This window comes from Sphingomonas sp. ABOLG (assembly GCF_003950435.1).
GTDB lineage: Bacteria > Pseudomonadota > Alphaproteobacteria > Sphingomonadales > Sphingomonadaceae > Sphingomonas > Sphingomonas panaciterrae.
The window spans coordinates 1-12,707 of the sequence record NZ_QQWW01000009.1 but is presented as its reverse complement, the minus strand read 5'-3'; the positions used below and the strand labels follow the sequence as shown (position 1 = coordinate 12,707).

General features: G+C 63.2%; 13 protein-coding genes. 7 read left to right on the top strand and 6 right to left on the bottom strand.

Translation table 11 applies throughout. From position 1 onward, the window contains the following. The first annotated feature begins 138 nt into the window (after positions 1-138). From CA236_RS11565 to CA236_RS11555, 3 genes are read left to right on the top strand one after another with little or no spacing between them, the layout of a single operon-like run. Complete coding sequence (locus CA236_RS11565; protein WP_241212622.1) at positions 139-600, top strand: GFA family protein; 462 nt, start codon at positions 139-141, stop codon at positions 598-600. Beyond that, positions 581-1,342 carry an alpha/beta fold hydrolase gene (locus CA236_RS11560; RefSeq protein ID WP_125945726.1) on the top strand — a complete coding sequence of 254 codons (762 nt, stop codon included), beginning with the start codon at positions 581-583 and terminating at the stop codon, positions 1,340-1,342. The genes CA236_RS11565 and CA236_RS11560 overlap by 20 nt, the downstream gene beginning before the upstream one ends. Positions 1,343-1,397: 55 nt before the next feature. Continuing rightward, on the top strand, positions 1,398-3,236 hold the full coding sequence (locus CA236_RS11555) for a M2 family metallopeptidase (protein WP_125945725.1): 1,839 nt from the start codon (positions 1,398-1,400) through the stop codon (positions 3,234-3,236). Positions 3,237-3,325: 89 nt separating this feature from the next. Here the strand turns inward: CA236_RS11555 and CA236_RS11550 are convergent, their stop codons facing one another. The 4 genes from CA236_RS11550 to CA236_RS11535 form a co-directional block, all read right to left on the bottom strand. Beyond that, positions 3,326-3,886 carry a hypothetical protein gene (locus CA236_RS11550; protein WP_082103254.1) on the bottom strand — a complete coding sequence of 187 codons (561 nt, stop codon included), beginning with the start codon at positions 3,884-3,886 and terminating at the stop codon, positions 3,326-3,328. A 106-nt stretch (positions 3,887-3,992) separates the two neighbouring features. Continuing rightward, a complete protein-coding gene (locus CA236_RS11545; protein ID WP_125945724.1) occupies positions 3,993-5,426 on the bottom strand; it encodes an AMP nucleosidase in 1,434 nt (477 codons plus the stop codon). Positions 5,427-5,523: 97 nt separating this feature from the next. Continuing rightward, the gene (locus tag CA236_RS11540) at positions 5,524-5,772 is read right to left on the bottom strand and encodes a hypothetical protein (RefSeq protein WP_125945723.1); all 249 of its coding nucleotides are present in this window, start codon (positions 5,770-5,772) and stop codon (positions 5,524-5,526) included. 44 nt (positions 5,773-5,816) lie between these two features. Further along, positions 5,817-6,296: a peroxiredoxin gene (locus CA236_RS11535; protein ID WP_125945722.1), complete on the bottom strand. Its 480-nt coding sequence runs from the start codon at positions 6,294-6,296 to the stop codon at positions 5,817-5,819. 102 nt (positions 6,297-6,398) lie between these two features. Here CA236_RS11535 and CA236_RS11530 point away from each other — a divergent pair, with 102 nt between their 5' ends. Next, positions 6,399-6,959: a YqgE/AlgH family protein gene (locus CA236_RS11530; RefSeq protein ID WP_046410858.1), complete on the top strand. Its 561-nt coding sequence runs from the start codon at positions 6,399-6,401 to the stop codon at positions 6,957-6,959. 33 nt (positions 6,960-6,992) lie between these two features. On the opposite strand, the gene CA236_RS11525 is transcribed toward CA236_RS11530, so the two are convergent. Continuing rightward, positions 6,993-7,793: a TerC family protein gene (locus tag CA236_RS11525; protein ID WP_125945721.1), complete on the bottom strand. Its 801-nt coding sequence runs from the start codon at positions 7,791-7,793 to the stop codon at positions 6,993-6,995. Positions 7,794-8,029: 236 nt separating this feature from the next. Here CA236_RS11525 and ahcY point away from each other — a divergent pair, with 236 nt between their 5' ends. Beyond that, entirely contained in the window at positions 8,030-9,451 is a 1,422-nt protein-coding gene (ahcY, locus tag CA236_RS11520; protein WP_125945720.1) for an adenosylhomocysteinase, read from the top strand. A 70-nt stretch (positions 9,452-9,521) separates the two neighbouring features. On the opposite strand, the gene CA236_RS11515 is transcribed toward ahcY, so the two are convergent. Then, on the bottom strand, positions 9,522-10,544 hold the full coding sequence (locus CA236_RS11515) for an alpha/beta hydrolase (RefSeq protein ID WP_125945719.1): 1,023 nt from the start codon (positions 10,542-10,544) through the stop codon (positions 9,522-9,524). A 46-nt stretch (positions 10,545-10,590) separates the two neighbouring features. Between CA236_RS11515 and CA236_RS11510 the strand changes: the two genes are divergently transcribed. Next, positions 10,591-11,520, top strand: a complete 930-nt coding sequence (locus CA236_RS11510; RefSeq protein ID WP_125945718.1) for a histone deacetylase — start codon at positions 10,591-10,593, stop codon at positions 11,518-11,520. A gap of 7 nt (positions 11,521-11,527) precedes the next feature. Beyond that, positions 11,528-12,707 (top strand): deoxyribodipyrimidine photo-lyase (locus CA236_RS11505; RefSeq protein ID WP_164518925.1); only part of this gene is annotated, 1,180 nt, incomplete at its 3' end.

The following is a 12,707-nucleotide window of genomic DNA, read 5'->3' as shown; positions in this document are numbered from 1 at the left end:
GAAATCCGAATGTCTCGGTCATACCCCTGCACATAATAAGCAGGCTTATGAATTGGAAGCCATCAACATCCCGAGCCGCGTGCCACCAAAATCCCGCGCTCGCGTTTAGAGAGGCGAAGGCATGACTGGCACGGGATCATGGCGGTGGGCAGCGCGGGATCGAGGATGGAGGGCGGATGCCAATGCGGCCGTGTCCGCTACGTTGCTGTGATCGAGGATGATGACGCCTATCTTTGCCATTGCCGCATGTGCCAGCGCGCCACCGGCGGCGTCTCGATTGCCTTCAAGAACATCCCCGCTTCATCGCTGGAATGGCTGACCGAACCCGACTGGTACCAATCCTCCCCCATTGCACGTCGCCCCTTTTGCGCCGCCTGCGGCACGCCGCTCGGCTTCGCCTTTCTGCGCAATGTCGAGAACGTCGATGTCACGGTCGGCAGCTTCGACGATCCGTCGCGTTTCCGCCCGGTGCACCATTATGCCGTCGAAAGCATGCACGAGGCATGGATCGACACGCGCGACTTGCCACGCATGCGCAGTGAGCAGAATGAGGGCGTGATCAAACGCTGGATGGACGCTTGTGGCAAAACTCCCGACTGAGACGCAGTATTTCAACAGCTTCGACGGAACGCGGCTGGCATGGCACACCATGGGGGAGGGGCGCCCGATCGTCCTGATCCACGGCTATTTCTCCGACGCGAACACCAATTGGATCCGCTACGGCCATGCAGAGGCGGTCGCAGCGAAGGGCTTTCAGGTCATCATGCCGGACCTGCGGGCGCACGGTGACAGCGACAAGCCGCACGATCCCGTCAACTATCCGCCTGATGCGCTGGCGCGCGACGGCCACGCGCTGATCGCTCACCTGGGGCTCACCGACTATGACCTGGGCGGCTATTCACTGGGTGCGCGCACCACGGCACGGATGCTGGCGACCGGTGCCACGCCCGGTCGCGTGATCTTCTCCGGCATGGGGCTGGAGGGGCTGACCAATGCTGAACGGCGTGCCGATCATTTCCGCCACATCCTCTCCAACCTTGGGCAGCACGAACGGGGAAGCCCGGCGTGGCTCGCGGAGGCGTTCCTGAAAACGACCGGCGGCGATCCCGTCGCCCTGCTTCGGGTGATCGACACCTTCGTCTCCACTCCGCGTGAAAGCGTGGCGCAGTTTTCTCAGCCGACGCTGGTCGTCAACGGCGTGGATGACGACGACAATGGCTCTGCCGCAGCGCTCGCAGCACTGTTGCCGAACGCCCGGCTGGTGGAGATCCCCGGCAATCATATGAGCTGCGTCACCAAGGCCGAGCTTGGTCAGGCAATGGCCGAATTTCTCCAGCCTTGACCCTTCGGAGGCCAGCTTTCAGTGTTGCCGCATAGCCTAAATATCTGAGGAATCTATGATCCGTCGATTTTCTTCGCTGATGGCGCTGGCAGTGGCGCTTGCCGCGCTTCCCGCCGTCGCCGAGCAGGCAGCGCCCGCCTCTGCCCCAGCCGCCGCGCCTACCGTGGCGCAGGCCGACGCCTTTGTCGCGGCCGTGGAGGAAGAGTTTGCCAAGCTCAGCGTCGATGTAGCCCGCATTTCCTGGGTCAATGCGACCTACATCACGGAGGATACGGATGCGCTCGCGGCGGCCGCCGGCGGCCGCTACACCGAGCGTGCCGTACAGGTGGCGAACGAGGCCGCGCGCTACCGCTCGCTCCCCGGCTTGTCCGCCGACACGCGCCGCAAGCTGGACCTCATCATCGGCGGCATCACCCTGCCGGCGCCCACTCGCCCGGGAGCGGCCGAGGAACTCTCCACGCTCTTCACGCGCATGGGGTCCAGCTACGGCAAGGGACGCGGCACGCTGAACGGAAAGCCGATCAACGGGTCGGACATTGAAGCGACGATGGGCGAGGAACGCGATCCCGCCAAGCTGAAGGAGATGTGGGTCAGCTGGCATGACAATGTCGGCGCGCCCATGCGCGCAGATTATCTCGCCGCGACGAAGCTGACTAACGAGGGCGCGGCCGGCCTTGGCTTCAAGAATGCCGGCGCATTGTGGCGGTCCGGCTATGATATGCCGCCGGACCAGTTTGCGGCGATGACCGACAAGCTCTGGGCCGAGGTGGAGCCGCTGTACAAGGCGCTGCACACCTATGTGCGGTGGAAACTGAACGAGAAGTACGGGGACGCGGTCCAGTCAAAGACGGGTCCGATCCGCGCGGATCTTCTCGGCAATATGTGGGGGCAGGAGTGGGGCAATATCTATGATGTCGTTGCACCTCCGGGAACCGGCGACCTTGGCTATGACATCGGCGATCTGCTGAAAGCCAAGCAATATGATCCGGTGAAGATGGTCAGGACGGGCGAGGGCTTTTACTCCTCGCTCGGCTTTGCGCCATTGCCGGAAACGTTTTGGGCCCGCTCGCAGATCGTCAAACCGCTCGACCGCGAGGTGATCTGTCACGCGAGCGCCTGGGATGTCGACAACGTCGATGATCTGCGTATCAAGATGTGCACCAAGGTGAATTCGGATGATTTCATCACGATCCATCATGAGCTTGGCCACAATTACTATCAGCGGGCGTATAACAAGCAGCCGTTCCTCTACAAGAACGGTGCGAACGACGGTTTTCACGAGGCGATCGGTGATTTCGTCGCATTGTCGATCACCCCGGACTATCTGGTAAAGATCAACCTCCTCGATCCGGCACGCGTGCCGGCCGCGGACAAGGACATTGGCCTGCTGCTTCGGCAGGCGATGGACAAGATCGCCTTTCTCCCGTTCGGCCTGCTGATCGACAAATGGCGCTGGCAGGTGTTCTCAGGCGAAATCGCGCCGGTGCAGCTCCAGGCAGGATGGGACAAGCTTCGCCTACAATATCAAGGCATTGTTCCCCCAGTCCCACGCGACGAAAGCAAATTCGACGCCGGGGCGAAATATCACGTCGCGGCGGGCGTGCCCTACACCCGCTACTTCCTCGCCCGTATCCTGCAGTTTCAGTTCTACGAGGCGGCCTGCAAGCAGGCGGGGTGGAAGGGGCCGCTGCATCGCTGCTCGTTCTACGGCGACAAGCAAGTCGGATCGCGCCTCGACGCGATGATGAAGATGGGACAGTCGAAGCCGTGGCCCGACGCGCTTCAGGCCTTCACCGGCACGAGGGAAATGTCGGGCAAGTCGATGATGGCCTATTTCGCGCCGCTCAAGAAGTGGCTCGATGAGCAGAACAAGGGCAAGCCCAGCGGCTGGTAAGCGCTGCTAAACGCGCGGCCGGACGGGTCAGTTTCTGACCCGTCCGGCAGCTTCAGGTGCCGGGGAAGAGGCCCCCGCGCGCGTCCAGTTCAATCGGGAATGACGTTCTCGTCGGCGATCCCCGCCTTGAACGATGCCGACGCGTCGGCGCCATCAGGCATGTGCGCGTGACCTGACGGCTCGGCCGGCTTCTGGGCTTGCTCGGAAGCCTTGCTGTTCTTCTTGCCCTTGCTTGACGCCGGATCGGCGTTGCCATCGTCCGTCCGGGGCGTCGATCCGCGCAAGGAAAGCAATGCCGCCGTCGCAGCGGCGCCAACCGCGGCCAGGCCACCGGCGATGGCTGCCTTGTTTTTCCACATCGGCGTCTTGGCAGTCGACGATGCGCTCGCGCTTTTTGGCTTGGCCGGGCGTTTCGGGGGCGGCGTCGCGCGCTTTGATGATCGCGGCTTCGGCGGTGCGGCCGGCTTCTTCACGGAGCTGGTTGATCCGCTCGCCTGAGCCGCTGAGCTCGCCGGCTTCCGCTTCGGCTTGGCTGCCGGCTTGCTCGCCGGGGTTGCGTCAGCCGGTTTGGCTGCGGTTCTCTTGCGCGGCGCGCGCCGCGCAGGCGGCTTGGGTGCGCTTGGTGTTGGGGTGTCTTCGTTGTCGGCCATGGTCTGCTCCCCTTTTCGCATGCAGTCAGGCCGGTAACGCAGCGGGGAGATAAATCGTTTCGTTGCGAGCAGTGCAGCACTGGTGCCGCACCGCTCGCACGGTTTGTCAGCGGAACGGCGGCTCGTTGAACGCCCGCAGCTTACGGCTGTGGAGCTTCTGGCCTTCACGCCACAGCTCCTCGCAGGTTTCGATCCCGATCCGCATATGTTCGGAGATCGCGCGCTCGTAGAACCGGTTGGCTTGGCCCGGCAGCTTCAACTCGCCATGAAGCGGCTTGTCGGATACGCATAGTAACGTGCCGTAGGGCACGCGGAAGCGGAAGCCCTGAGCGGCGATCGTGGCGGATTCCATGTCGATCCCCACTGCGCGGCTTAGCGAAAAGCGGAGCGCAGAGCGACTGTATCGCAGCTCCCAGTTGCGATCATCGGTGGTGACGATCGTACCGGTCCGCAGCCGCCGCTTCAGTTCCTCACCGGACTGGCCAGACACGGTCTCGGCCGCGCGCGCCAATGCCTGCTGAACTTCCGCAATCGCTGGTACCGGGATTTCAGGCGGCAACATGTCATCCAACACGTGATCGTCACGCAGGTAGGCGTGTGCCAGCACGTAATCGCCGATCCGCTGCGATGGGCGCAGCCCGCCGCAATGGCCAATCATCATCCAGGCATCAGGACGGGTGACGGCCAGGTGATCCGTGATCGTCTTCGCATTGGAAGGTCCAACGCCGATGTTGACCAATGTGATGCCCGATCGATCCGGCGCCATCAGATGATAGGCTGGCATCTGCAGCCGCCGCCATGCGCTGTCGTCGAGTACCGCCGGATCATCGCCGGGGTGGAACATGACGCCACCTGGACCAGCGAGTGCCGTAAAGCGGCTGTCGCCGGTCACCTGGCTCGCGCCCCAGCGAACGAATTCGTCGACGTACCGGTGATAGTTGGTGAACAGCACGTAGCGCTGCACATGCTCCGGCGACGTGCCGGTATAGTGGCGCAGCCGCGCGAGACTGAAGTCGGTGCGGAGCCCGTCAAACAGCGCGAGGGGACGGGTGCCATCGATAGAGGCCCACAGACCGTCCGCGATCTCGTCGCCAATATGGGCGAGCTCAGTCGCGGGGAAATGGCGTGCGAGTTCGGCGGCCGAAACCTCGTCCAGGCTCAGCGCGTGGCCGGCGTCGAGAACATAGGGGAACGGGATTTCCGTGGCGCCCGCCACTGCTTGGACGGAGACTTCATAATCTTCCATCAACAGGGTCAGTTGCTCGACGAGATAATCCGCGAACAGCGCGGGCTTCGTGACTGAAATCCGGTACTCGCCCGGCGTGACAAGCCGACCGAAGGAGCGCAACGGCGCCGGCCGATGGTCACCACCGCCGGCAAAGGTGAGGCGGATCTCGGGATAAGCGAACGAGCCGTCGCGGCGTGCCTCGGGCGGCGGCGGTGTTCCTTCGGTAAGGTAGAGATCCAGCGCTGCCTGCAAGCGTGCGACAGCGCGGGTATAGAGCCGATCGAGTTCGGCAACGATGTCTTGAGCAGTCATCGCGGATCGTTACGCCGCGATGTTGACACTGGCAAGACTGGGTAGTCTGCCAGCGCGATGGGTGGCCCCGGGTGTTTACCCGGAGCGACCCTGCGCATCAGTGTTTCGTGCTGCCGTGACCCTGCTCGGCGTTGCGACGGCTGGCAGCGTAGGCTGCGCCCCCGATCGCTGCTGCGACACCGGCCACGATCCCCGCCGTGGCATAGGGGTGATCCTTGACGGCCCCCGTGGTTGCGGACGTTGCAGCGCTCACCTTGGCTTGCGCACCGGACGCGGCATGGCGCGCGCGCTCTGCCAGGCTCGCTTCGTGAGCCGACGTAGCCTTGTTCTGGGTTGCGTTGGTCATGGTGCGATACTCCTCATCAACTCCACAACCAACGCATTGTAATCTCAGAGGTTGCCCAGCAGGTGCTCCGCCGAACTCACCTTGAACTCGCCGGGCGCCTCGACGTTGAGTTGCTCCACCACCCCGTCGTTCACGATCATGGAATAACGCTGGCTGCGCTTGCCCATACCGAATTTCGAGCCGTCCATGGTGAGACCCAGCGCTTCGGCGAAATCGCCATTGCCGTCGGCCAGCATGGTGACGTCGGCTGCATCCGCTGACTTCGACCATGCGCCAAGAACGAACGGGTCGTTCACGGACGTGCAGACGATTTCATCAATGCCCTTGGCCTTCAGGTCCTCCGCCTTCTCCACGAAGCCCGGAAGGTGCTTCGCCGAGCAGGTCGGAGTAAATGCACCCGGAACGGCAAACAGCGCCACGCGGCGGCCGGCAAAGTAATTCTGCGAATCGACCGCCTCAGGGCCAGCATCCGTCGCCTTGACGAGGGTGGTCTTGGGCAGCTTGTCGCCGACGTTGATTGTCATTTTCTGTTGCTCCGTGCAGCGCTGGTGTGCGTGACTACGTCGCAGGGGTGGAATGGCTTTTCAAGCGTGACGATTTGCCGCCGCTCGGCGTAGAAGTAAGCCATGGAGACCACGACTTTTCTCACTGGGCAGTTCCTGCTCGCCATGCCCGGAATTGGCGACCCGCGCTTTGACCAAGCGGTGATCGCGGTGTGCGCGCACGACGGAAAGGGTGCGATCGGGATCGGCGTCGGTGCGCAGATTGCTGGACTGGGGCTGCATGATGTTCTGGAACAAGTGAACATCGCGCCAGGCGATACGCCCAATGCGCCGATCCATTTCGGCGGCCCTGTCGAGACGCGCCGCGGCTTTGTGCTGCACTCGCGCGACTGGAGCGGGCAGGACACGATTGATGTCGCCGGCAAATGGGCACTGTCCGGAACGCTAGATGCGCTACGCGCCATTGCGGAGGGGAGAGGGCCGACGCAGTGGCTCGTGGCTTTGGGCTATGCCGGATGGTCTGCCGGTCAACTTGATGCCGAGATGACGCGGCACGGCTGGCTGAACGTCTCCGATGACGCGAGCATGCTGTTCGAAACGGAAACCGCGCAGCGCTGGACCCGGGGGTTCAACGCTGCCGGCATCGATCCGCGACTGCTTGGCACGGAAAGCGGCCACGCCTGAAGGTATTTTTGACCGGCCCTCAGGCGCGTTGGTTCATCTCTCGTTCCCTGCCGCCGCTGCCTTGCGCTTCTGCGCGCGGCGCGAGAGGATGTTGAGCGCCTCGACGAGTACGGAGAAACCCATCGCGGCATAAATATACCCCTTGGGGACATGAACGCCAAAGCCGTCCGCAATCAGGACGGCACCGATCATCAGCAGAAAGCCGAGCGCCAGCATCACAACGGTGGGATTGCGGTCGATGAAATTGGCGAGCGGATCCGCCGCCAGAACCATCGCGCCGACTGCTACCAAGACCGCGATCACCATCACGGCCAGGTTGTCCGTCATCCCGACTGCCGTCAGGATCGAGTCGATCGAGAAGACCATGTCGAGCAGGATGATCTGAATGATCGCCGCGCCAAAATTCATCGTTGCTGCCTGCTTCTTGTCGAGCAGGTCGTCGCTGGGGCTCGGATCGACATTGTGGTGGATCTCCTTGGTGGCCTTCCAGATCAGGAACAGGCCCCCGACGACAAGAATGATATCGCGCCAAGAGAACGCCGTTTCGAAACTTGGTTGACCATAGTCATTCAGTGGCCCGCGAATGCCGAGGTCGAAGACGACCGCCGTCAGCCCCACCAGCCATGCAATCATCGAGAGCAGGACCAGCCGCATGGCAAGCGCGAGGCCGATACCCAGCCGGCGTGCGCGCGTGCGCTGTTCCTCTGGCAACTTGTTGGAAAGGATCGAGATGAAGATGAGATTGTCGATGCCGAGCACGACCTCCATCACCACCAGCGCGATTAGTGCTGCCCAGGCGGCAGGGTCGGTAAACAGCGAGAGCAAACTGTCCATCATCAACCTCATTCAGCGGATCGTGGGCGTACAACGATGCTTCTTGCCCGGAGGATGCACGGCATGGAAGCGCATAGCGAACCGCCCGATGCGCACCCGTAATGAAGGTTCGAGAGCGCAATTCACATATAAAGATATCTTTATATTTGTATTGCTACGCGCTCACGATTATGTGCGGGTACATGCCGGCCGGTGAATCGTACCTTGGCCGGCGTCACAATTTCTGGAGACCCGTAGTGGCCACCGTTCTCGATCGCCCCACCGCTACCGATTACGTCATCAAGGACATCAGCCTTGCTGATTTCGGACGTGCGGAGATCAACATCGCAGAAACCGAGATGCCCGGCCTGATGGCGCTGCGCGAGGAATATGGCGCGTCGCAGCCGCTGAAGGGCGCGCGCATCACCGGTTCGCTGCACATGACGATCCAGACCGCCGTGTTGATCGAGACGCTGACGGCGCTCGGCGCTGACGTGCGCTGGGCGACGTGCAACATCTTCTCGACGCAGGACCATGCCGCCGCCGCGATCGCCGCTGCGGGCATCCCCGTGTTCGCGGTGAAGGGCGAGAGCCTGGCCGATTACTGGGACTATGTCGGCTCGATCTTCGACTGGGACGACGGCAACGGCCAGACCGCCAACATCATCCTCGACGACGGCGGCGACGCCACCATGTTCGCGCTGTGGGGCGCGAAGCTCGAGCGCGGCGAAAGCTTCGGGGAGCCGGAGAATGCCGAGGAAGTCGAGTTCCAGCGCGCGCTGAAGGCGTTCATCGCCAAGAAGCCGGGCTACCTGACCGAGACCGTCAAGAACCTGAAGGGCGTTTCGGAAGAGACCACCACTGGCGTCCACCGCCTGTACGAGATCGCCAAGAAGGGTGAGCTGCCGTTCCCGGCGATCAACGTCAACGACTCGGTCACGAAGTCGAAGTTCGACAACCTTTATGGCTGCAAGGAATCGCTGGTCGACGCGATCCGCCGCGCCACCGACGTGATGCTCGCCGGCAAGGTCGCTTGCGTCGCCGGCTTCGGTGACGTCGGCAAGGGCTCGGCTCAGTCGCTGCGCAACGGCGGCGCCCGTGTGCTCGTGACCGAGATCGATCCGATCTGCGCGCTTCAGGCGGCGATGGAGGGCTTTGAGGTCGTGACGATGGACGAGGCGGTGAAGCGCGCCGACATCTTCGTCACCGCGACCGGCAATGCCGACGTGATCACTGCCGATCACATGAAGGCGATGAAGCCGATGTCGATCGTGTGCAACATCGGCCACTTCGACAGCGAGATTCAGATCGCTGCGCTCGACAATTACGAGTGGACCGAAGTGAAGCCGGGCACGGACCTGGTGAAGTTCCCGGATGGCAAGCAGATCATCGTCCTGGCGAAGGGTCGCCTCGTGAACCTGGGCTGCGCCACCGGCCACCCTTCGTTCGTGATGAGCGCGTCGTTCACCAACCAGACGCTCGCCCAGATCGAGCTGTGGACGAAGGGCGAGAACTACAAGAACGAAGTGTATGTCCTGCCCAAGCACCTCGACGAAAAGGTCGCGGCGCTTCACCTGGAGAAGCTGGGCGTGAAGCTGTCCAAGCTGAGCGAGAAGCAGGCGAGCTACATCGGCGTGTCGGTCGACGGTCCGTTCAAGCCGGATCACTATCGTTACTGATCAAGCCGATCAGCAATGATCTCGAAGGGGGCAGGCCGCCAAAGCCTGCCCCTTTTTTGCGCTGGGGGCCTCAGCCCGCAGCCTGAGCCATCACCCTTTGGCCCTCCGCCTCGACAACCGCGTCCTTGACCGCGGCGAGGTAGCCCGCAACGTCGCCGCTGCTGGACGGAATCGCTTGGCGCAACGTGATGAAGCCGTGAACGTTGCCCACCGCCTCTCGGAAGGTGACGGGAACGCCGGCCAGTACCAATGCTGCGGCATAGGCGCGCCCTTGGTCGCGGATCGGATCGAGGCTGGCGGTGATGATGACGGCGGGGGGTAGGCCCGTGAGGCTGCCCACCATCGGCGAACCCTGGAAATGGGTGAAATCTGCCTGATAATGTTCGGCGAACCAGATCATCGTATCGCGCGTGAGCAAGAAGCCCTCGGCATAATCATCGAACGAGGGGTACACCTTGTTCATGTCGGCCGCCGGATACATCGGCGCCTGGACAATCACGGGGACGGGCGCAGGCTCGTCGCGCAGACCCATGGCAGTGGTGATGGTCAGCGTTCCCCCTGCGCTGTCGCCCGAGAGGACTAGGCTCGTCGCGGTCCGCCCCAGTTCGGGCGGATTGCTGGCGACCCAGCGCGCGGCGGCTTCACAATCCGCTGGTGCCGCGGGGAAGCGATGCTCGGGGGCTAGACGATAGTCGACCGACACCACCGGGAGATCCAGCTGACGCGACATCTCAGCGGTAAAGCTAGCGTGCGTATCGATATTGCCGATGACGAAGCCACCGCCGTGAAAGAAGACTACCACCGGGCCCGGCTCGCGAGACTCCCGAACGTCGAACAGGCGCGCGGGGATGTCGCCCGCGGGGCCAGGGATGGTCAGGTCCTTGATCGTCGCCAACTCCCCGACGGGCAAATCGGCGACATCTTTCATGCCGAGGTACATGGCGCGCGCCGCCTCTGCGGTTCCCTCATGGGTCTTGGGGCCTTCGACGCTGTTGAGATAATCGAGAAATCCGCGCACGTCGGGGCGCACGTAAGGTTTGCCGGCATTGGCGGCAGCGTCGGTATCGTCCGCGCGAATAAGCGTGTCGGTCATACGATCTCTCTCCTAAAGTTCGCTTTTGCTACCTATCTTGGCGCAGATGATCGCCGTCGTCCATCACTCCGATTATGTCACCGAGGCGCCCGTCAGGAGTACGTACCGGTGGGGCAAGAACGGCGCGATCCGCGATCTTCTGCTTGCGGCTGGGAACTCGATCGTCTGGCAGAGTCCGGAAGCGGCGCCGCGCCGCTGGCTGGAGGCGGTGCACGACCCGGCGTATGTGGCTGAGGTAATCGCCGCCGCGGTTCCTCGCGAGAAGGAGCGGCGGATTGGCTTCCCCGTGACAGCGAACGTCGCGCGCCGCTCGCAGCTTGTGTCGGGCGGGACCTACCTCGCCGCGCAGATTGCTTTGAAGCATGGGTTTGCCGCCAACACCGCGGGGGGCAGTCATCATGCTCTTGCGGAGACCGGGGCAGGCTTTTGCGTCTTGAATGACCTTGCGATCGCCGCTGTGCAGCTGGCCGCGGAAGGCCGCCGGGTTCTGGTGGTGGATCTGGATGTTCATCAGGGAGACGGGACGGCGGCGCTGACGGCAGGTTTTCCCGGTGTCGCGACTTACTCGGTTCATGCCGAGAAGAACTTTCCGGCGCGCAAGGCCTGCTCGACCATGGATGTCCCGCTGCCTGATGGGACAAGCGATGACGCGTACCTCGATGCGATCCGAAGCACATTGCCCTCGCTGATCGCGCGGTTTGAACCTGACCTCATCCTCTATCAAGGTGGTGTCGATCCTTACGCGGGTGATCGGCTCGGCCGGCTCGCGTTGACGGACGGAGGGCTGGCGGCACGCGATATGCTGGTGGCGGAAATGGCACTGGAACACGGCTTGCCGCTCGCGAGCACAGTGGGGGGCGGATATGGCGACGACGTTATGGCGATCGCGCGGCGGCATGTGGATGTGATCCTACGCTTGGGTCAGGCCTTTGAACGCGGCTGGCGCGGGGGAACCGCCCGCACGCGATCTGCGTAGTCGCGCGATGCCTGCCCTCGTCTGGTTTCGCCAGGACCTTCGCCTTCACGATCAACCCGCGCTTGTCGCCGCAGTGGCGGAAGGGGACGTCATTCCGGTCTATGTCCTTGATGACAAAGGGCCGGGCGACTGGCGGATCGGTGGCGCGCAGCGGTGGTGGCTGCACCACAGCCTGCAAGCGCTGGACCGCTCGCTACGCGATCTTGGCAGCCGGTTGATCCTGCGGCGCGGACCTGCCGCTACGGTTCTGACGGACATTGCGGACGATTGCGGCGCCGAGACGATCCACGCCATCCGGCATTATGAGCCATGGTGGCGCCAAGCCGAGGAGGCTCTGGGCGACCGATTGTGCCTTCATGAGGGGAATCATCTTCGGCCGCCGGAGAGTGTACGCACGGGTAGCGGCGGCCAGTTCCGGATGTTTTCGGCCTTCTACCGGGCGCTGTTGGCCATGTTGCCGCCGGAAGCGCCATCTGCCGCGCCGAAGCAACTGAGCGCGCCGGGGCGTTGGCCGAAAAGCGACTCTCTAGATGATTGGGCGCTGCTGCCCGCCAAGCCCAATTGGGCGATCGGGTTCGAGGGCTGGACCCCAGGCGAGGCGGGGGCGGCAGCGGCGATCGATGACTTCGCTGACGCGGTGGCTGATTATGACGACGCCCGTAATCTGCCGTCCGTTGAAGGAACGTCGCGGCTGTCGCCGCATCTTCATCAGGGTGAGATCTCGCCGCGGCAGGTCTGGCAGGCCCTGAACGGACGGGGGAAGGTAGTTGAATCCTTCCGGCGTGAGCTGGCGTGGCGTGATTTCACTGCCGGGCTGATCCTGGCGCTGCCGGATTATGCAGAGAAGAATGGGCGATCGCAGTTCGACCGTTTGAAATGGCGGCATGCGCCCAGCGAGCTCAAGGCGTGGCGGGAGGGGCGCACCGGATATCCGATCGTCGATGCCGGGATGCGGCAATTGTGGGCCACGGGGTGGATGCACAATCGCGTGCGGATGATCACGGCGAGCTTCCTGGTGAAGCATCTGCTGATCGACTGGCGCGAGGGGGAGCGGTGGTTCTGGGACACGCTGGTCGATGCGGATTACGGCAACAACAGCGTGAACTGGCAATGGGTCGCTGGCACCGGGATCGATGCCAATATGTTCGGCCGGATCATGGCGCCGCTGTCGCAATCGGCCAAGTTCG